The sequence below is a fragment of the Bradyrhizobium sp. PMVTL-01 genome (assembly GCF_051861855.1).
Taxonomy (GTDB): Bacteria; Pseudomonadota; Alphaproteobacteria; order Rhizobiales; family Xanthobacteraceae; genus Bradyrhizobium.
The window spans coordinates 8,184,864-8,201,720 of the sequence record NZ_CP193982.1; the positions used below are offsets into that span (position 1 = coordinate 8,184,864).

The 16,857-nt window shown below is 62.2% G+C and carries 19 protein-coding genes, 1 tRNA gene, 1 pseudogene and 1 riboswitch; of the genes and pseudogenes, 12 read left to right on the forward strand and 9 right to left on the reverse strand.

Annotation, left to right across the window (positions count from 1 at the left end):
* Positions 1–60: 60 nt before the first annotated feature.
* Both ACRQ5Q_RS39435 and ACRQ5Q_RS39440 read right to left on the reverse strand, forming a co-directional pair.
* On the reverse strand, positions 61–681 hold the full coding sequence (locus ACRQ5Q_RS39435) for an HNH endonuclease (RefSeq protein WP_439399949.1): 621 nt from the start codon (positions 679–681) through the stop codon (positions 61–63).
* A gap of 231 nt (positions 682–912) precedes the next feature.
* Positions 913–1,284 (reverse strand): annotated as a pseudogene (locus ACRQ5Q_RS39440) (EVE domain-containing protein); the annotation flags it as partial.
* A 133-nt stretch (positions 1,285–1,417) separates the two neighbouring features.
* Here ACRQ5Q_RS39440 and ACRQ5Q_RS39445 point away from each other — a divergent pair.
* The 4 genes from ACRQ5Q_RS39445 (at position 1,418) to ACRQ5Q_RS39460 (ending at position 4,471) form a co-directional block, all read left to right on the forward strand.
* Positions 1,418–2,011, forward strand: coding sequence for a thermonuclease family protein (locus ACRQ5Q_RS39445; protein ID WP_439395184.1), 594 nt, complete (start codon positions 1,418–1,420; stop codon positions 2,009–2,011).
* 436 nt (positions 2,012–2,447) lie between these two features.
* A complete protein-coding gene (locus ACRQ5Q_RS39450) occupies positions 2,448–2,753 on the forward strand; it encodes a hypothetical protein (protein WP_439395186.1) in 306 nt (101 codons plus the stop codon).
* A gap of 369 nt (positions 2,754–3,122) precedes the next feature.
* Complete coding sequence (locus tag ACRQ5Q_RS39455; protein WP_439395187.1) at positions 3,123–3,773, forward strand: hypothetical protein; 651 nt, start codon at positions 3,123–3,125, stop codon at positions 3,771–3,773.
* The gene (locus ACRQ5Q_RS39460) at positions 3,770–4,471 is read left to right on the forward strand and encodes a hypothetical protein (protein ID WP_439395189.1); all 702 of its coding nucleotides are present in this window, start codon (positions 3,770–3,772) and stop codon (positions 4,469–4,471) included. The genes ACRQ5Q_RS39455 and ACRQ5Q_RS39460 overlap by 4 nt, the downstream gene beginning before the upstream one ends.
* Positions 4,472–4,719: 248 nt before the next feature.
* Here ACRQ5Q_RS39460 and ACRQ5Q_RS39465 read toward each other — a convergent pair whose 3' ends face one another.
* Both ACRQ5Q_RS39465 and ACRQ5Q_RS39470 read right to left on the reverse strand, forming a co-directional pair.
* Positions 4,720–5,289 carry a GYF domain-containing protein gene (locus ACRQ5Q_RS39465; protein WP_439395191.1) on the reverse strand — a complete coding sequence of 190 codons (570 nt, stop codon included), beginning with the start codon at positions 5,287–5,289 and terminating at the stop codon, positions 4,720–4,722.
* 600 nt (positions 5,290–5,889) lie between these two features.
* On the reverse strand, positions 5,890–6,180 hold the full coding sequence (locus ACRQ5Q_RS39470) for an Arc family DNA-binding protein (RefSeq protein ID WP_439395193.1): 291 nt from the start codon (positions 6,178–6,180) through the stop codon (positions 5,890–5,892).
* Between the two features lie 103 nt (positions 6,181–6,283).
* Here ACRQ5Q_RS39470 and ACRQ5Q_RS39475 point away from each other — a divergent pair, with 103 nt between their 5' ends.
* From ACRQ5Q_RS39475 to ACRQ5Q_RS39485, 3 genes are read left to right on the forward strand one after another with little or no spacing between them, the layout of a single operon-like run.
* Positions 6,284–6,457, forward strand: a complete 174-nt coding sequence (locus ACRQ5Q_RS39475) for a hypothetical protein (RefSeq protein WP_439395195.1) — start codon at positions 6,284–6,286, stop codon at positions 6,455–6,457.
* Positions 6,447–6,650: a hypothetical protein gene (locus tag ACRQ5Q_RS39480; RefSeq protein WP_439395197.1), complete on the forward strand. Its 204-nt coding sequence runs from the start codon at positions 6,447–6,449 to the stop codon at positions 6,648–6,650. The genes ACRQ5Q_RS39475 and ACRQ5Q_RS39480 overlap by 11 nt, the downstream gene beginning before the upstream one ends.
* Complete coding sequence (locus ACRQ5Q_RS39485) at positions 6,637–7,650, forward strand: tyrosine-type recombinase/integrase (protein WP_439395199.1); 1,014 nt, start codon at positions 6,637–6,639, stop codon at positions 7,648–7,650. Before ACRQ5Q_RS39480 ends, ACRQ5Q_RS39485 begins: the two co-directional genes overlap by 14 nt.
* Positions 7,651–7,703: 53 nt before the next feature.
* Here the strand turns inward: ACRQ5Q_RS39485 and ACRQ5Q_RS39490 are convergent.
* Positions 7,704–7,777: transfer RNA gene (locus ACRQ5Q_RS39490), tRNA-Gly, on the reverse strand.
* 298 nt (positions 7,778–8,075) lie between these two features.
* Between ACRQ5Q_RS39490 and ACRQ5Q_RS39495 the strand changes: the two genes are divergently transcribed.
* The 4 genes from ACRQ5Q_RS39495 to ACRQ5Q_RS39510 all read left to right on the forward strand — a co-directional run bounded on the left by ACRQ5Q_RS39495 (position 8,076) and on the right by ACRQ5Q_RS39510 (position 10,331).
* Entirely contained in the window at positions 8,076–8,915 is an 840-nt protein-coding gene (locus tag ACRQ5Q_RS39495; protein WP_439395200.1) for a helix-turn-helix transcriptional regulator, read from the forward strand.
* Positions 8,916–8,970: 55 nt separating this feature from the next.
* Positions 8,971–9,330, forward strand: a complete 360-nt coding sequence (locus ACRQ5Q_RS39500) for a VOC family protein (protein ID WP_439395202.1) — start codon at positions 8,971–8,973, stop codon at positions 9,328–9,330.
* A 145-nt stretch (positions 9,331–9,475) separates the two neighbouring features.
* On the forward strand, positions 9,476–9,814 hold the full coding sequence (locus tag ACRQ5Q_RS39505) for an SRPBCC family protein (RefSeq protein WP_439399950.1): 339 nt from the start codon (positions 9,476–9,478) through the stop codon (positions 9,812–9,814).
* A 100-nt stretch (positions 9,815–9,914) separates the two neighbouring features.
* Positions 9,915–10,331, forward strand: a complete 417-nt coding sequence (locus ACRQ5Q_RS39510) for a hypothetical protein (RefSeq protein ID WP_439371630.1) — start codon at positions 9,915–9,917, stop codon at positions 10,329–10,331.
* Here ACRQ5Q_RS39510 and ACRQ5Q_RS39515 read toward each other — a convergent pair.
* The 3 genes from ACRQ5Q_RS39515 to ACRQ5Q_RS39525 all read right to left on the reverse strand — a co-directional run bounded on the left by ACRQ5Q_RS39515 (position 10,328) and on the right by ACRQ5Q_RS39525 (position 14,325).
* Positions 10,328–11,773 carry an MATE family efflux transporter gene (locus tag ACRQ5Q_RS39515; RefSeq protein WP_439395204.1) on the reverse strand — a complete coding sequence of 482 codons (1,446 nt, stop codon included), beginning with the start codon at positions 11,771–11,773 and terminating at the stop codon, positions 10,328–10,330. The genes ACRQ5Q_RS39510 and ACRQ5Q_RS39515 overlap by 4 nt on opposite strands.
* A gap of 355 nt (positions 11,774–12,128) precedes the next feature.
* Positions 12,129–13,181, reverse strand: a complete 1,053-nt coding sequence (locus ACRQ5Q_RS39520; protein ID WP_439395206.1) for a hypothetical protein — start codon at positions 13,179–13,181, stop codon at positions 12,129–12,131.
* 85 nt (positions 13,182–13,266) lie between these two features.
* Positions 13,267–14,325 carry a 2'-deoxycytidine 5'-triphosphate deaminase gene (locus ACRQ5Q_RS39525; RefSeq protein WP_439375745.1) on the reverse strand — a complete coding sequence of 353 codons (1,059 nt, stop codon included), beginning with the start codon at positions 14,323–14,325 and terminating at the stop codon, positions 13,267–13,269.
* 157 nt (positions 14,326–14,482) lie between these two features.
* A riboswitch (SAM riboswitch) is annotated at positions 14,483–14,562 on the forward strand.
* A gap of 74 nt (positions 14,563–14,636) precedes the next feature.
* Between ACRQ5Q_RS39525 and ACRQ5Q_RS39530 the strand changes: the two genes are divergently transcribed.
* On the forward strand, positions 14,637–15,824 hold the full coding sequence (locus ACRQ5Q_RS39530; RefSeq protein WP_439371633.1) for an O-succinylhomoserine sulfhydrylase: 1,188 nt from the start codon (positions 14,637–14,639) through the stop codon (positions 15,822–15,824).
* A gap of 39 nt (positions 15,825–15,863) precedes the next feature.
* Here the strand turns inward: ACRQ5Q_RS39530 and ACRQ5Q_RS39535 are convergent, their stop codons facing one another.
* The gene (locus ACRQ5Q_RS39535) at positions 15,864–16,856 is read right to left on the reverse strand and encodes an SGNH/GDSL hydrolase family protein (RefSeq protein ID WP_439395208.1); all 993 of its coding nucleotides are present in this window, start codon (positions 16,854–16,856) and stop codon (positions 15,864–15,866) included.
* Between the last annotated feature and the right edge of the window lies 1 nt (position 16,857).

Genomic DNA, 16,857 nt, shown 5'->3' on the forward strand with positions numbered 1-16,857 from the left:
GCGCGAGCCTGGCATCGATGTTGTAAACGTCCATTCTGTCGATGGTACCTGCATTTCCGTTCAGGGCGCGCCTTGAAGGGTTGAGGCTGGTTTCGCCGCTCGTATCTGTTTTAGCTGCGCCGTAAGTTCTGCCGCCCGCCTGCCCAAATGAATTTCCCGGTGATGCGCAGGACAAAGGCAAGCGACGTTTTCAATTGTGTCGTCGCCGCCGTCGGCGAGCGGGACGATGTGGTGAACTTCCGTATAGGGAAGGCCTTCCCCCGTCTCGAATACGGGATGGGGGCAATCGTGCACTTCGCACCGATGTGACGCACGTAACTTGGCTATGCTGATTACCAATGCATTTCGGATGTATTCTCGCATCGGGAGGACCGTGGTTGAGGGTCTCGCCGCCCCGCCGCTTTCCTGTGCGTTGTACTTGGCGAGAAGCAGATCAAGCGGGAGCGCTTGTAGTCGCTGCGCCTCTTCCTCGATAATTGCCGACACCATATCGGGCTCGGTAGGCACAGAAAGCTCCGATATCTGAACGGCCCAAACGCGCGTGAACTCATGTCTCAAAGCGCCCATGCGCAGAGCTGACGTTTGCGCATCAAAAAATTCCCGCCAAACGGCTCGATCCGTATCGCCCGCGCCCGACATGCCAGTCCCGGTCGCGCGCGGATCAAGTGAGCGGAAGTTCATCACCTTCGCATAGACGCCGCTGACTGCTCTCCCGATAGTAAGGGCTACACGCGCGACGGGGGAGCCAGGCAGCCGCGAAACGGGTCCTCCGTATGTCTCTGCGTATGCCATCAGCCCAGCGATGCACTCATTTCTCGTCCAATCGCGACCCGTGCGCCTCCAGAGCGCATTTAGGCGATCAGCCTGATCCGGCGGGATCGGGTAGTTTGTTCCTGCACCCATTTTGAGGTTTGGCAAGTCCCGAAGGACCGGGTCCTCAGCACACCAATCGCGTCGTATTACCTCGCGAGCGGTCGCTACTTTGACGAGGCGCATTACGGCTCGGACTTGTGGCGCTGTAGCCCGAGGCTCATCCGTACGCCAGAACCGCGCACCCTCGGCGTCTTCCCCGCGCAGATCAGGAGCGGCTGTGACAATGGCTTCAGCTATGATGCCCGGAATTGCGTTTTGTTTACCTTGATTGCGCCAAAGATAAACGCGGTCGCCAACGGCAACCTCAGAGGCGTACCGTGTAACTAGCCAGACGAGTTGCGCTGGTCGCGAACTGAGATATCCATCAATATCGAAGTCGTCTGGATTTCCCTGAAATATCCAAGTCCGCATCAGCACCCCCTCTCAAAATCGGGCCTATCCCACGCCCGGTACGTGGCCACGATTAACAAGTATATGGCGGTTGAACACAAGAACGCTCGCGTCAAGTCCAGTAACGTTTGTCTTTTTGGTTTGGGATGGCGACGTGGACATTTACACCGTAATCTTCGCAGCGCTAGCTATCTTCATTTGTCTTCGCCTGCGCAGTGTTCTCGGCCAGCCCAGCGAGAGACAATACAGCGCCTTTTTAAATCGCGTCTCCGTGATTGCGGTCCTTTTGGCCGTCCTTCTTATCGTCGTCGGTGAAGTGCCCGCATGGGTGAAGGCACACCACGGCGTCGTCATCACCCGCTTCCAAGACCGCAACACCAATGCTCCCAAAACGACCATCAGCGGTCCCGCACGGGTGGTCGACGGCGACACGGTCGCTGTTGCGGGCACAACAGTGCGCCTAAAAGGCGTCGATGCCGCCGAACTAGGGACAGCACGCGGCGAGAACGCCCGGCGGGCAATGGTCGCGCTGGTCACCGGGACACTGACCTGTCGTTTGACTGGGGAAAAGACATACGGCCGCGAGGTCGGCTATTGCACCACAGCCGAAGGCACCGACATAAATCGGGCAATCATTGCGCAGGGTGCCGCTCTGGCTTGTCCGCGCTACGACACCCGCTACCTGCCTTTTGAGCAGGAGGCCGCGTTGGCAGCGCAACCACGGTCGTTCTATTGCATTGAGCGCTAGGCAATTGCCTCGCTGCCAGCTCCTCCGTTCAATGCACTTGCGACAATGGCATACCTTTGTCAGCCAAAGCCACCGCCCGCCAGTTCGCCTCTGCATTTGCCATCCAACCCTACATGACACCTGAAAACAAGGCGCCCTGGACGAAATCCCCCTGGTGTAGCCGATGTTGCGGGCTCTACCTCCAGAACGGCATGGATTTTCTCCCGTGGCGCAGCCCAATCAGGGTCAACGCAGTAGGCTGATGAATTTGCACGCTGAGGCAATCCGCGCTCGGAAACGGCGTGTATCACGCCCGAAATTGACGTAAATTTTTGAAGACGAATTTGTGGGGTGTCAGGCCTTGCGGTCTACTCACATCGCGAGCCGCTAGGCCTCGGTGCCCGTTGCGGTCCCTTCTACCCACGGCGCCGGGCCACTAATTAAGATGGGGTATTCCGTGTATCGCATTGCTTTGATCCTGGGGCTGCTCACCGCCCCGGCTGCCGCCGAGACCTACTCGCCCTATGAATGCGAGACGATCGGCATCATGCTGCAGAACTGCATGACGCCAGACAATCCGGGGGAGAACACGTGCTCGCACGTGAAGAATGGCGGTTTCGCCCGCCGGGTGATAGCACTGGTCGAGAAGCATAAGTGGGACGATCCCAAGTTCGACGCCGTCTGCGCCAAGCTGTGCAACGGCAGCACTGATATTTTTGACGAATACTTTAAGTATTGCCCGGCACGCCGGCCCAAGCCGTAGCTCAGCGCGGCCTCCGGTGTAATGTGTCCCCGAGAGACCCACGAGGTGTTGCGTGGGGCGGGGACGCGCCTCGCTCGGACGCACTCTTCAAAGTCACGATCTCTGCCAAGCCGAGAGCTGGCCCGCCAGTTCGCGTTTTCCTTAGCCCATCCATTCCTACAGCCCATCTGAAAACAAGGCGCCCAGGACGAACTCGCCTCGGTGTACGTGCCTGTTGAGGGCTCAAATTCCGGGACGAGTTTTCTCCCGTGGTGCAGCTCAATCGACTGCCACGCCAAGGATAAGTTTAGAAATTGGTACGACTTGGCGCCGGATCAAGTTCTATATAGACAAGCCAACTCAGCTATTGGGTGACTAGGGGAGGCAGACTTGCTTGAGGTCTTCCGAAATTTTGAAATTACCGGCGACCAGGCGAAGTTCACTAATTTCCTTTCTCAGCTCAGCAAAAGCTTGCCGAGTGGCTGGAAACGAAATGCCAACCGAGAGAAGGAAATCCGTCACGCATCAGCCAAGGACGCGAGAACGTTTGTCTTTAGCATAGCCCCCCAGGGCGAGAGGCCAGCTGCTAACCTGTTCCTCATGCGGAGCGCTCATTCCGTCAGGATCACAAACGTCGTCCCGGTCGAGTATGGCAAATTGTCGAAAAGCCAATACAACTCGTTCATCGATGAATTTTCTAGAGCAGCCGCGCCCATTGCCGAAAGCATGGGGTTGGACGCAACGGTGACTTCGGGACAGCTGGATGTTCGTACCCTGCTCGGCGACAGCACGTTCCGCGCACTGAAGGCATTCTCACAAATGGCAAACAGGACGACTGGGGCAACCCATCCACTCGATCGAGGTCGATGGTTAGATTTTCTGATTTTGCAACACATAGAGGGTGCTCGCTTGGACGGCGACATCCTCACTAGATGGTTCATCGAAGAGGAGAGATGGCCAGACAGCGAAGCGTATGATCTTGGGAGCCAATTTGAATTTGCCCGCGAGCTTCTCCGTGCATATGACCAAGAGCGGACATGATCTCCACCGCCCGGGCCGTGCGCGAGATAGCAGCTGCTCCTGCTCCTGTCCTTCTCTGCGATACCTGCAGCCTTCTCGACTTAATCCGGGAGCCTCGCGATGGCTTCACGCGAGGTCACGTCGAAGCCGCACTGCGTTTAGTGGCGCGGGCTGAAGCTAAACCGAGGGAGCTATGGATTGTTCTCACGGCCCAAGTGCTCGCGGAGCTGAAAGATCATCGCGCCATCGTTCAGCAGGAAGCTGAGGCAGCAATCCTCAAACTAGAAGAACGTGTAAATGGTGTGTGCTCGATTATGTTGGCGCATGGAGTGAAGATAATTGCGCCAACGTTAGCTACTTGTGGGCTCCCGGCGATCGCCCAGTTTTTTCTTCAGCGCTATATCGATGCAGCTACGCACACTACCGCCCCACGGGCTGCGGAAAACAGGGCCTTCGCAAGAATTGCACGTAATTGTGCTCCGGCACAGAAAGGACAGCAGGCGAAAGACTGCTTCGTCTTGGAAAGCTATCTAGCCTTAGCACGAGAACTTCGCACTGGCGGCTTCGGTGATCCGATCGTTTTCTTCACGACCAATACCAGGGACTATTCGGAGCCATCAAGAAGGGGGAGCTTGCATGCTACCCTTGTTCCAGAGTTCAATGGGCTGCAGCTCCGTTACGCGGTCAACTTCGAAATGGCCGAGCACCAACTCAAATGATCCGCAGCCATTCAGGCAGAAGGAGCGGGTTGCAGAAAGGCATACCTCTGCCAGAGCGAGATAAGGTCCGCTAGTTCGCTTATTCCAGAGCAATCCACGTTCAACTGGCAAAGCAATGGATCGGGCAACGTGTTCTTTAAGAAGGTCTGCCGACGTTAAGGCTACCAACGAAACGCGGGCGGGCGCCTGGAAAGACTAAAACAATAATCCACCCAGCGCGAAAACAGCCCTGGCATGTGGCACCGCGCTCAGAAACGAGGCAAAGAACGGCTCATCTCTTGCAGCTCTTTCGCCGATTTTTCCAGGTCAGCACTTGCCTTCGTGATCTTGTTCGAGACGCCTGCGATGCCCACGAAAGCGACAAATGCGAGCGCCAAGGCCAATCCGCCAAGCACACGTTGGCGTCTCACCATAGCGATGAGCCCGCACACCGCCGTCGCTGGGGCAAAAAACACCGCCGCGAAGTAGGGCATCGATAGGGCTGCTAAACCAAAACCGATCGCCACAATTCCCAGAACTGGGGTTCTCTTGGTTTGGGGTAAGATAGGTAATGGAGGCGGAGCGCTGGATGATCGCATATGATCGTCAAAAAACGCCCCAATGACCGGATCGTATTTCGCCATCTTCCATTCCTTGCTGCCGACAGGGCAGAGGAAGTCGGTTGCTATTATCTGGCGTTGCTCGATCATGTCCTTCAGTTCGTGACCGGTATAGGGACCGTGGTTCTTGTTATCGACGTGAGCGAACCAGCGTTGGTCAAGTGGATGGGGCGGATAATCTCCCTCATGGTCATCAAGTCCACCGACTTCGTCTTTCATAGACCCTCCTGTTGAACCCAGTGAAAAGCCACACAGCCTTTCCTGGCCGTTCGGTTTCGGTGGGCTTCGATAACCGTGCGAGCCACCACATTCATCTGGTGCAAACCCACACGTTCAGTATCCGGTGCCATGGCTCGGCGCCTGCAATCTTCGACAAGAAAAATCTCGACGCTACCGCGAAATTTCGGAATGTGAGGCGGGTGACCGTCAGCGCCGGAAGTAGGTTATCGGAAAAGGAGCTCCTGTCTAGTTCCAGGCGGCCCTCTCTAAGTTGGCGAGCGCAGATCAGGTCGGTATTTTCAAAAAGCGTACCTCCGCCGAACCGAGATATGGACCGTCAGGCCAAACTTCTTTCTGCCATCCAACCTACAGGACATCTGAAAATAAGGCGCTCTGGACGAACTCGCCTCGGTGTAGGCGCTGTTGAGGGCTCAACCTCCAAGGCGGGGCGGATTTTCTCCCGTGGCGCAGCTCACAACTGACACTAACCCGCTGAGGACTGATGAATTTGGAAATCGGTGCGAATTGGCGCCCCGAACTCGCTGCTCTGGCGGCCGAATTATTTTTGAAGGCAGCTTCGCAAATTCGGTGGGCTACCAATCAGGCGGGTTTGCTTTTCTTGCGAGCTGGAAGCCGATCCTTCACCTCGCGAAGCTCGGATCGCACGGCTCGCAGAATGTCCGACATTTCCCAAATCATGTCTGCCTCCGCCGTATTCTCCCTGATCGTAAGTAGCGTTCCGCCGGAGAGCGACTGCTCAAGCCTACTCACAATCTCAGCGTTCATAGTGCGATTATTTGCCTGCGCGGCCTCGGCGAGTTTTTCGCGCATTCCATCTGGCAGCCGGACGACGAATTTATCCAATCCCCGGCTTTTGAAATCGGAGCTCATGCAACACCCATATGGCCATTGGCCACTTTACGATTGACGAAAGATGGCCAATGGCCATATCATGCGATCTAAACCGAGGATGGTCAATATGAATAGCCGACAAATGCCTAAGATCATCATTCGCGTTCCCCCCGATGTGAAGGCTTGGATCGCGGCGCAAACGTCGGAGAACGCCAGTTCTCAAAGCAGCGAAATCGTTCGGGCTTTGCGCGAGCGAATGGCTCGTTGTGGCTCGACCGTCGAGCCGCTGCGCGAGGAGAAGCAAAATGGCGCGTAAGCCGTACAACCATCGACCGGCCGAGGTAAAGGCTCAGATTATGGCGCTTGAAGCGCTCGGGAAGAAAGTAACCGCCGTTAAATATCATCCCGATGGCACTTTCCGCTTGATGACGGCCGACTACCAATCTCCATCGCTAGACGACCTCGATCGCGAGCTGAAGGAGTTCGAGGCGCGCCATGGTCAGAATTAACCTCAAGGGCGTCGCAACGGTCAGATCAAAAGGGCGTGTCTATTGCTACGCCTGGCGCGGCGGCCCACGACTACGAGGCGAGCCCGGCTCGCCAGAATTCATCGCCTCTTACAACGAAGCAGTTGAGCAGCGGCGCACGCTCGATAAGAATCGCTTCCGCTTCGTGGTGACGGACTATAAGGCGAGCAGAGACTATAAGAAGCTGGCGGACTCGACGCGCGATCAATGGAGCAAGTGGCTCGACCGGATCGCGGATCATTTTGGCGAGCTGCGCATCGCGCAGTTCGACCGTCCGGAGAAAATTCGGCCTGTGATACGCCGCTGGCGTAACCAGTGGGCCGACACTCCGCGAACCGCTGATTATGCGCTCCAAGTTTTGTCGCGCGTCCTCGCCCACGCCGTCGAGCTGGGCAGGATCGTCGGCAATCCCTGCGAGGGTATCAAGCACCTTTACAACAACGACCGCTCCGAGATCATCTGGACTGACTCAGACCTCGCACACATCAAGAGAAGCTGCTCGGCCGAGATCGCCAACGCCATAGACCTCGCTAGCCACACCGGCTTGCGGTTAGGCGATTTGATCCGCGTGGCCTGGTCGCACGTCGGCGACGAGGCGATTGTGCTCACCACCGGTAAGAGCAGGCACCGCTGCGAAGCAATCATCCCCCTCTACGGAGCGCTTCGCGACGTCCTCGCACGCATCCCGAAGCGCGCAACCACCATCCTGACCAGCAGCCGGAATCGACCGTGGACTGCCGATGGTTTCGGCAGCTCATTCAACAAGGCCAAGATCGACGCCGGAATGTCGGAACGTGACCTGCATTTCAACGACCTGCGAGGAACTGCGGCGACAAAGCTCTACATCGCCGACTTCAGCATGCGTGAGATCGCCGAAACGCTCGCGTGGGAGGAGGAGTCGGTCGAGAAGATCATCCGCCGCTACGTCGGCCGCTCGGCAGCGATTAAGGCCAGGATCAAGAAACTGCAGGCCAAAGAATGAACAAATCCTGCAAAACCGCCGACAAAACCGATTTGCCAACTTCGGCTAAGTGTTGGAGCGGGCGAAGGGAATCGAACCCTCGTATGCAGCTTGGGAAGCTGCCGTTCTACCATTGAACTACGCCCGCGTGTGCGCTGCTCCGCGCCCATCCTGATTAGCCGAGACGGCGCCTCCCGCCAAGCGGTTTGGCGCCTCTGCCAGACAGTTGTTAACGTCCTGGCGAGATTTCGGGGGCGCCGGATTGTGGCGGTGCTATGATCGCCCCGTCGGGGGAAAAGCGTGCACTGAACGGGGCGTGTGCATGGTGGGGCGTGGCTACACGATGTTCGCCTCTTTGGAGGGCGCCCATCCGCTCGCCAGCCAGACGCTGTTCGAGGCGCTGCTGCCCGTTGCTCCGCCGTGCGCGCCTACCTAGATAGGGCCGCATGGATGCGACCACGCTGCTGACGACAGGATCGATCACCGTCTCCGAGTTTCGCTGCGATGCGGGACCGGACGACACGCCGTTCGCGGAATGCCGCACCGGACATTCCATCGCCTATGTCCGCTCCGGCAGTTTTGGCTGCCATTGCCGTGCCGGCTTCTTCGAGCTGGTGGCGGGCTCAATGCTGGTCGGCGCCCCCGGCGAGGAATACACCTGCACGCACGAGCACGTCAGCGGCGACCTCTGCCTCGGCTTCTTCTTCAGCGAGGACCTGGTCGACGCCCTCGGCGGGCGGCGCGAGGTCTGGCAGGTCGGCGCGACACCGCCGCTGCCCGAGCTGATGGTGCTGGGCGAGCTGGCCCAGACGGCGGCAGATGGCAACAGCGACCTGGGTCTCGACGAGATCGGGCAAGTTCTTGCGGGCCGCTTCATCGACGTCGTCTCCGGCAAGGCGCGCAAGCCGGCCACGCCGACCGCGCGAGACCGCCGCCGCGCCGTCGAAGCCGCGCTGTGGATCGACGACAATTCGCATGCCGAGCTCGACCTCGAACGGGCCGCAAGGCAGGCCGGCCTCAGCCCATTCCACTTCCTGCGGCTGTTCGCGGCCGTGCTCGGCGTCACCCCGCATCAATATCTGGTCCGCTCGCGGCTGCGGCACGCCGCGCGCAGGCTTACTGAGGACGACATCGCCGTCACCGACATCGCCTATGACGTTGGGTTCGGCGACCTCTCCAATTTCGTCCGCACGTTTCATCGCGCTGCCGGCGTGTCGCCGACCAAGTTCCGGCAGGCCTCGCGCGGCCAGCGCAAGATTCTCCAAGAGCAGCTCGCCCTGAACTGACTAGGGTCGTCTCCGGCGCGCGCCAGTTGCGGCGCGCCTTGCAATGGAGACGATCATGTACGACCACATCGGATTGCGCGTTGCCGACCTCGACGCCGCCACGCGGTTCTACACCGCGGTGCTGGCTCCGCTCGGCTACGTCCTGTGCTCCAGCGGCGAGGGCTATGCCGGTTTCGGGCCGAAGGGCGAGCCGGGGCTGTGGCTGCATCTGGACAAGGGCCGGAAAGCCGACGGCGCGCATATCGCGTTTCGCGCCAAGGATCATGACGCGGTCAAGGCGTTCCACAGCGAGGGCCTGAAGAGCGGCGGCCGGGACAATGGCGGCGCCGGGCCGCGTAGCGATTACAGCCCGACCTATTATGCGGCGTTCTTGATCGACCCCGATGGCAACAATGTCGAGGCGGTTTGCCCGTGAGCTCCAGCCACTCGCTCCGTCATCGCGAGGAGCTCTAGCGACGAAGCAATCCAGACTGCTTCCGCGGGAAGATTGCTGGATTGCTTCGCTACGCTCGCAATGACGGTGTTTGTTGCAATCATCGAACATCATCAAGGACACCTTCATGGGCTCCATCCACAACGACATCCCCCTCCCCGTCCCCGCCCGCGACGTCTGGGACGCCGTGCGCGATTTCGGCGCGCTGCCGCAGCGGCTGGTGCCGGGCTTCGTCACGGCCTGCACGCTCGACGGCGACGCGCGCATCGTCACCTTCGCCAACGGCTCCGTGGCGCGCGAGGTGCTGGTCGATTGCGACGACGCGCGGCAGCGCCTCGTCGATGCAATCAACAACGAGCGGCTGAAGCATTACAGCGCCTCGGTGCAGCTTGCGACTTATGTCCAGGGCCAGACGAAGGAAGCCGTCGCCGCCATGCACCGGGCATCCCCGCCCGTTCCTCCGTGATGTTTTTCACAGAGCCGCGCCCTCGCGGGCCGTAACCATGCCCGCGTGCGTCCGGTTGGCTCCGCTCTCCCGGCGGCGCCGCGCACGCGAGGAGCATGCCATGAGGGGTGCGGACAAGGTGATCTGTCAGGCGGCCGTCGTGCTGCTGCTGTTTTCGATGTCGAGCGTGCCGGCGAAGGCGCAGTTCCTCGGCGGCGGAGGTGCCGGTGGCCAGGACATGATGACCCAGATGGCGCCGATGCTGGAGATGATGAAGGCGAAGATGGGCAAGCGCCGCTTCGCCATGCTGATGCAGACCATGGGTCCGATGATGAGCCGCATGATGGAGAACGGCGGCGGCGGCCTCGGCGGCATGATGGGGGGCGGCTACATGCCGAGCGGGCTCGGCGGCATCGGCGGCGGCGACATCATGGGCATGCTCGGCGGCTCCGGTGGCGGCGACATGATGGCGATGATCCCGCAATTGATGCGACTTGCCAATGCCGGCGGCGGTCATCGCCGTCACAGGCGTCGCTAATCCGTCGCGCCGGACAGCGCCGGCCTGATCGCGGGCTTGCCCTCGCGCGGGCCCCAACGCGTCAGCACCACGCTGGAGCATGACAGCAGGCCGAGCACGACCATCGAGCTCGCGGCCAGCCAGAAGAAGCTCTGTGCGGTGGCCTCATGCGTCAGCAGCCACCAGCCGGCGGCCGAGATGTAGATCAGCCGCGCGGTCTGCGCCAGCACCGGGCCGATCACCTTCGCCGCGCCTTGCGAGGAGAAGTACATCGTCGTTGCAAGGCCGAAGAACGCGTAGAACGGCCCGACCGTCGAGAGATATTGATGGCTCGCCGCGCGCACGGCCGCACTGTCGGTGAAGATGTTGACCCACAGATCGGGGAAGATCGCAACGAGGCATGCCGGTGCACCGACGGCCACGAAGGCGGCGGCACTGGCGATCCACGCAATGCGCCGGGCGCGCGCGATGCGGCCGGCGCCGATCGCCATCCCGACCATGGGCACGCAGGCAATGCCGAACGAGAACGCGATCGAGGTCAGCAGAAATTCCAGCCGCGCGCCGACGCCGTAGCCGGCGAGGATCGCGGTGCCGAACTTCGCCAGCATGTGGGTGAAGATCGAGATCGTCAGCACCGATTGCAGCGGGGAGAAGCAGGCGATGGCGCCGACCTTGAAAATGTCGAAGAACATCGACCACTGGATGCGCAGGCCGCGCAGCTTCAGTGCGATCCGCGCGCGGCCGGAGAACAGGTACCAGCCCATGATGCAGATGTTCATGGTGTAGGCGATCAGCGCGCCAGCCGCGACGCCGCGCATGCCGAGCTGCGGCACCGGGCCGAGCCCGAGGCCGAGCGTGCCGCCGAGCAGGATCTGCCAGGCCGCCGAGTTGAGGATGAGGAACGACGGCAGCTTCATGTTGCCGGTGCCCCGCAAGATGCCCGCCATGGTGTTGAGCAGCCAGGGCAGCACGGCGCCGCCGAAAAATACCTGCGTGTAGGCGATCGCATGCGTCAGCACATCGCCGCGGCCGCCGAGCATTTCGAGCACCCTGGGCCCGAAGATCAGCATGCCCAGCATGAAGACGAGGCCGAAGCTGATGCCGATCAGCATCGCGTGCATGGCGAGCGTGCCGGCCCGCTCGCGGTCGCCGGCACCGAGCGCGCGTGCGATGGCGGAAGCGACCGCGCCGCCCATGGCACCGCCGGACATGGTCATGGTGAGGATCACTGTCGGAAAGACCAGCGCCATCGCGGCCAGCGCTTCGACGCCGAGCCGGCCGATATAGGAGGTCTCGGCGATCACCGTGCAGGTGCCGGCCGACAGCGCGATCACGTTCGGCCAGGCGAGGGAGAGCAGCGTGCGCAGGATCGGCCCGTCCACCAGCGCGCTCCTCACGGGGCGCGGGGGCGGCGGCAACGGGCGCTCTTGCTCATCGACCGGGATCTCGGCGATGTCGGACATGTCCTCTCCCGGACGCAGGCGCCATTTGCGGCGCGGCAATCACTCGGTGTGCCAATGACTTTGTTCGCGCGAAAGGCGCAGCGAGAGGCTTGTTAGCACGGCAATCGCCGATTCCTCCTGCGCCTGATGCAGGCGTGCCCTGCGGCAGCGCATTTCAGCGCGTGGAATTGCGGCTCCCTCTTCTCCCTCCTCTCCCTCTCCCCGTTCTTACGGGAGAGGGTTGGGGTGAGGGGCCGCTTCCGCCACGACGGTGGCAACTGGACTCGCAGAGAGTCCCCCTCACCCGGAATTTGCTGTCGCAAATTCCGGCCTCTCCCCGCACGCGGGCAGAGGCAAAGCACGGCGACACTGTCGCTTACCCGATCGTCCAGACCAATGGCGGACGGCCACCCGCGGCCGGCCGCATCTGCACGCCGATGTGTCGTCCGCAACCTGCGGCCAGCCCTTCAAACAATCCCTCCAGCACCTTTGCGCAGGCGGGGTGATAATCGGGCACGTCGTCCATCAGTTTCCAGTTCTGTTGGCGGAGTTCGAACGCGCCTTCGGACTGCGTCATCTCGGCGGCATCATCCTGCGCGGCGAACAGAGCATTGAGAAACGATGCAAACTCGCCCGCACGACCGCGGGTCATCGACAGCGCCGCGGCGACCTCGTCGAAATATTGCATGCCGATCAGCCTGCCGGTGAGGTGGAGGAGATAGCCGGCATCTTCGGGGCCGAGCTGCTGCACCATCACCGGCGCGGCGGTGCGGACATATTCCATCGCGTAGTTGCGATAGGCCTTTTCCAGTCGTGGTTTCGGCCAGCTCGAGACCGGCAATGCCGGTGCGGTCCTGGCATCGAACAACGGCGCCTCCAGATGCCGCGCGAACACCAGGCGCTGATCGGGCTCGAGCGGATGGTCGTACTGGTGATAGTAGCCTTCGAGCCCGTCCTGGCCGTCGATGCTCTGCTTGGTGCAGACGAAGCCGAGGCGGAGATCGCCGAGCGCAACGCCATTGTTGGCGTGCCAGCCGCGCAGCATCGCGCGGCTGACCTCGCCCGGCACGCCGCAGATCGCGCTGCCCTTCCAGATCCACCGCGGCGGCGGATAGCGGATCCAGGCCTTGCGGTCGCTCTCGTACATGTATTCGACATGCACGCCGCCGATCCAGTTGGAGAGATAGTGGTATTGCGCGGCGGCGACCGCCGGCGGCAGATGGCTGAGCCCGAGCTTTTGCAAGCCCGGCAGGAAGCGCTCCTGCTGCTGGCGGCGGAAGACACGGAACACGAACTCCGCCGCATCCGCAGTGCCGCGGCGCGTGACGACGGTCAGGATGAGGCCGGTGAAGTAAGCGTGGTAGAGATCGGCGACCGCGCGCCAGCGCTTCCATTCGGCTTCCTGCGCGGCGTCAGTTGCGGCGGTCATGATCGCTCCCGGCTTGTTGTTTTGCGGGAGTGTGTCATTGCGCGAGGAGTGGCGCAACCGGAGGCGCTTTCTGTCGTAGCCCGGATTACACCCGGAAATGCTTGCTCAGCTTCAGACCCTGCGCCTGGTAGTTCGAGCCGATGCGCTGGCCGTACATCGCATCGGGGCGCGCCAGCATCTTCTCGTAGACGAGGCGGCCGACGATCTGGCCGTGCTCGAGGATGAACGGCACCTCGCGCGAGCGCACTTCGAGCACGGCGCGCGATCCTAGCCCGCCCGCACCGGCATAGCCGAAGCCGGGATCGAAGAAGCCGGCATAGTGCACGCGGAATTCGCCGACCAAGGGATCGAACGGCACCATCTCCGCGGCGTAATCGGGCGGCACCTGCACGGCTTCCTTGGAGGCGAGGATGTAGAACTCGCCGGGGTCGAGGATCAGGCTGCCGTCGGGACGGGCCGAGATCGGCTCCCAGAAATCTTCCACGGCGTAGCCGGCGCGGCGATCGACGTCGACGACGCCGGTGTGGCGCTTGGCGCGATAGCCGACGAAGCCATTGCCTTTCTCGCCGGAGAGATCGACGGAGACGGCGACGCCGCCGGAGAGATCGGCATCGGCGATGTCGACGAGGCGCTCGGCGGCGTGCAAGCCATCGAGCTCGTCGGCGTTGAGGATGGCGTCCCCAGTGCGGAAGCGCACCTGGCTGAGACGCGAGCCCTCGCGCACCAGCACCGGAAACGTCTTCGGGCTGATCTCGGCATAGAGCGGGCCGTGATAGCCGGCGCCGATCATGTCGAAGCGGCGGGTGCCGTCGGCGATCACGCGGGTGAAGACGTCGAGCCGGCCGGTCGAGCTCTTCGGATTTGCGGCTGCGACGATTTCCGGCGGCAGCGCGAGGCTCTCGAGCAGCGGCACGATGTAGACGCAGTTGGTCTCTAGCACCGCGCCGTCGGCGAGGCTGAACTCGTGCAGCTTCAATTCGTCGATGCGCTCGGCGACGGTGGCGCCGGGCCCGGGGAGAAAGCTGGCGCGGACGCGATAGGCGATGTCGCCGAGACGCAGATCGAGGCTCGCCGGCTGGATCTGGCTTTCGACGAAGTCGTAGGCCGGCAGGATGAGACCCGCCTCCGCCATCGCCGCGATCATGCGGTCGGGCAGGATTCCATTGGCATCGGCGGCGACCGTGAAACTCAACCGGGGGTCCTCATCTGGGGTCAGAGCATTCGGACATGCGGAAAATACGAGTCTTTCAGGGCTAGCCGATGGACGCCTTGACGGAAAGGGCATTGCGGAATATGAGCATCACTTATCCCGTGGTGATTTGAGCCGGCCGGCTTGCAGCCACGTTAAATAAATCGCTAAACAGGCCGGGGACCTCTGTGATCCCGGCCAGTGGAGATATCCAGGCCGGTTTTTTTGTGACCGTTTTCGCTCCAATGGTCACGTCGGAGGGTCCTATGTCGAAGTCGCCTGCTGCCTACCGCCCCGAAACCCGCCTGGTCCATTCCGGCACCCTGCGCTCGCAATATGGCGAGACGTCGGAGGCGCTGTTCCTGACGCAAGGCTATGTCTATGCCAGCGCCGAGGAGTGCGAGGCGCGGTTCAAGGGCGAGGACCCTGGCTTCATCTATTCGCGCTACTCCAACCCGACCATTGCGATGTTCGAGCGCCGCATGATCGAGCTCGAGGGCGCCGAAGCCGCCCGCTCCGCGGCAACCGGCATGGCCGCAGTGACGACCGCGATCCTGGCACCGCTGAAGGCCGGCGATCACGTGGTCGCCTCCCGCGCGCTGTTCGGCTCGTGCCTCTACGTCATCCAGGACCTCCTGCCGCGCTACGGCATCGAGACCACGCTGGTCGACGGCCTCGATCTCGACCAGTGGCAGCGCGCACTTCGCCCCAACACCAAGACGTTCTTCCTGGAGAGCCCGACCAACCCGACGCTCGATGTGCTCGACATTCCCGGCATCGCCGCGATCGCGCACAGCGGCGGCGCGCGCCTCGTCGTGGACAACGTGTTCGCAACGCCGATCTGGCAAAGCCCGCTCGCGCTCGGCGCCGACGTCGTCGTCTACTCCGCGACCAAGCACATCGACGGCCAGGGCCGGTGTCTCGGCGGCATCATCCTGTCCTCGGAAGCCTTCATCGCGGAGCACCTGCACAATTTCATGCGCCAGACCGGCCCGTCGATCTCGCCGTTCAACGCCTGGGTCCTGCTCAAGGGCCTGGAGACGCTGGGCGTGCGCGTGCGCGCGCAGACCGACACGGCAGCGCGCGTCGCCGAGGTACTGGCGAGCCATCCGAAGATCTCGCGCCTGGTCTATCCCGGCCGTGCCGATCATCCGCAGGCGGCGCTGGTGAAGAAGCAGATGCGCGGCGGCTCGACGCTCGTCGGCTTCGAGGTGAAGGGCGGCAAGGCGGCAGCGTTTCGCGTGCTCAACGAGCTCAAGCTTGCGAAGATCTCGAACAACCTCGGCGACGCCAAGAGCCTCGTGACGCATCCGGCCACCACGACGCATCAGCGCCTCAAGCCGGAAGACCGCGCCGCGCTCGGCATCAGCGAGGGTTTCATCCGCTTCTCCGCGGGGCTGGAGCATGCGGACGATCTGATCGAGGATATCACCGCAGCGCTGGAGAAGGCGTGATCTTCCTTGCCCTCCCCTGGCGGGAGCAGGTAAGAGCCGTCACATCGGCCGATACGTCCTCACATCCGCCGGCACGTTCACCCCGAGCTTGATCTGCCCGACGGAGCGGATGATGTCGTCGCCGAGCAGCTGGGCGAAGCAGGCGTAGCCCCAGTCATTCATGTGCAGGCCGTCGGCGATGACGAAGCTCTCGACCGGGATCGACTGGTTCTCGTGCCAGTCGCGCATCACTTCGAAGCGCGGGAAGATGCCGACGTGGCGGAGCTCGGCGACCTTGCCGAGCAGCTTCACCATCTTGCCGGCGCTCTCCTTGCGCTGATTGACGGCCGGCGAATATTGCGGATCGACCAGCACGATGTCGGCGCCGCCGGCGGCCTGGATGCGGGAGATGCCGTCCTCGACCAGTTTTGCGGTATCGCCGGGATCGAGATTGCGCAGCACGGCGTTGGTGCCGACCTGCCAGATCACCATGTCCGGATGCAGGTCGATCACCTGCGTCTGAAGGCGCTTCATCATCTCCGGCGCATCCTCGCCGCCCACGCCGGCGTTGACGACGGTGATGTCGGCGGTCGGATAGTGCCGGCGCAGCTGTGCGGCGAGACGGTTCGGATAGTTGAAATCGGGCGAGCTCGCGCCGTAGCCGGCGGTCGACGACGAGCCGAACGCGACGATCACGACGGGCTGGCCGGCCGCGAGCTTGGCCGCGACATGAGGGAGCGAGCCCATCGTCTTCGAGCCGCCCTTCGGCGGCAGGCATGGCACGCGGTTGAAGATATCGCCGGCAGACTTGGCGGCCTGCTTGACCTTGTCGATGGCGCGCGCGGTGATGCCACGCTGCTCGGGGGACGTCACGGCGCCCGTGGTCTGGGAACGCGAGGCGGGAGCGGGATCAGCGGTTTGCGCCGGCGCTTGCGTCGTCTGCGCGGCTTGCGCCTGCGCGCGCGACTGCGACACCGGCGTCAGCAACAGCAGCGCTGCCGCCGCTGATATAGCCAGCCATGCCGTCGGGCAAAAAGGGCGGAGAGAACTCATT

Bases quoted from the DNA above. Each gene is read 5' to 3' on its own strand.
- ACRQ5Q_RS39435 (WP_439399949.1), bottom strand. From the start codon at position 681: ATGAACTTCCGCTCACTTGATCCGCGCGCGACCGGGACTGGCATGTCG.
- ACRQ5Q_RS39460 (WP_439395189.1), top strand. From the start codon at position 3,770: ATGATCTCCACCGCCCGGGCCGTGCGCGAGATAGCAGCTGCTCCTGCT.
- ACRQ5Q_RS39465 (WP_439395191.1), bottom strand. From the start codon at position 5,289: ATGAAAGACGAAGTCGGTGGACTTGATGACCATGAGGGAGATTATCCG.
- ACRQ5Q_RS39470 (WP_439395193.1), bottom strand. From the start codon at position 6,180: ATGAGCTCCGATTTCAAAAGCCGGGGATTGGATAAATTCGTCGTCCGG.
- ACRQ5Q_RS39475 (WP_439395195.1), top strand. From the start codon at position 6,284: ATGCCTAAGATCATCATTCGCGTTCCCCCCGATGTGAAGGCTTGGATC.
- ACRQ5Q_RS39480 (WP_439395197.1), top strand. From the start codon at position 6,447: ATGGCGCGTAAGCCGTACAACCATCGACCGGCCGAGGTAAAGGCTCAG.
- ACRQ5Q_RS39485 (WP_439395199.1), top strand. From the start codon at position 6,637: ATGGTCAGAATTAACCTCAAGGGCGTCGCAACGGTCAGATCAAAAGGG.
- ACRQ5Q_RS39495 (WP_439395200.1), top strand. From the start codon at position 8,076: ATGGATGCGACCACGCTGCTGACGACAGGATCGATCACCGTCTCCGAG.
- ACRQ5Q_RS39500 (WP_439395202.1), top strand. From the start codon at position 8,971: ATGTACGACCACATCGGATTGCGCGTTGCCGACCTCGACGCCGCCACG.
- ACRQ5Q_RS39505 (WP_439399950.1), top strand. From the start codon at position 9,476: ATGGGCTCCATCCACAACGACATCCCCCTCCCCGTCCCCGCCCGCGAC.
- ACRQ5Q_RS39510 (WP_439371630.1), top strand. From the start codon at position 9,915: ATGAGGGGTGCGGACAAGGTGATCTGTCAGGCGGCCGTCGTGCTGCTG.
- ACRQ5Q_RS39515 (WP_439395204.1), bottom strand. From the start codon at position 11,773: ATGTCCGACATCGCCGAGATCCCGGTCGATGAGCAAGAGCGCCCGTTG.
- ACRQ5Q_RS39520 (WP_439395206.1), bottom strand. From the start codon at position 13,181: ATGACCGCCGCAACTGACGCCGCGCAGGAAGCCGAATGGAAGCGCTGG.
- ACRQ5Q_RS39525 (WP_439375745.1), bottom strand. From the start codon at position 14,325: ATGATCGCGGCGATGGCGGAGGCGGGTCTCATCCTGCCGGCCTACGAC.
- ACRQ5Q_RS39530 (WP_439371633.1), top strand. From the start codon at position 14,637: ATGTCGAAGTCGCCTGCTGCCTACCGCCCCGAAACCCGCCTGGTCCAT.
- ACRQ5Q_RS39535 (WP_439395208.1), bottom strand. From the start codon at position 16,856: ATGAGTTCTCTCCGCCCTTTTTGCCCGACGGCATGGCTGGCTATATCA.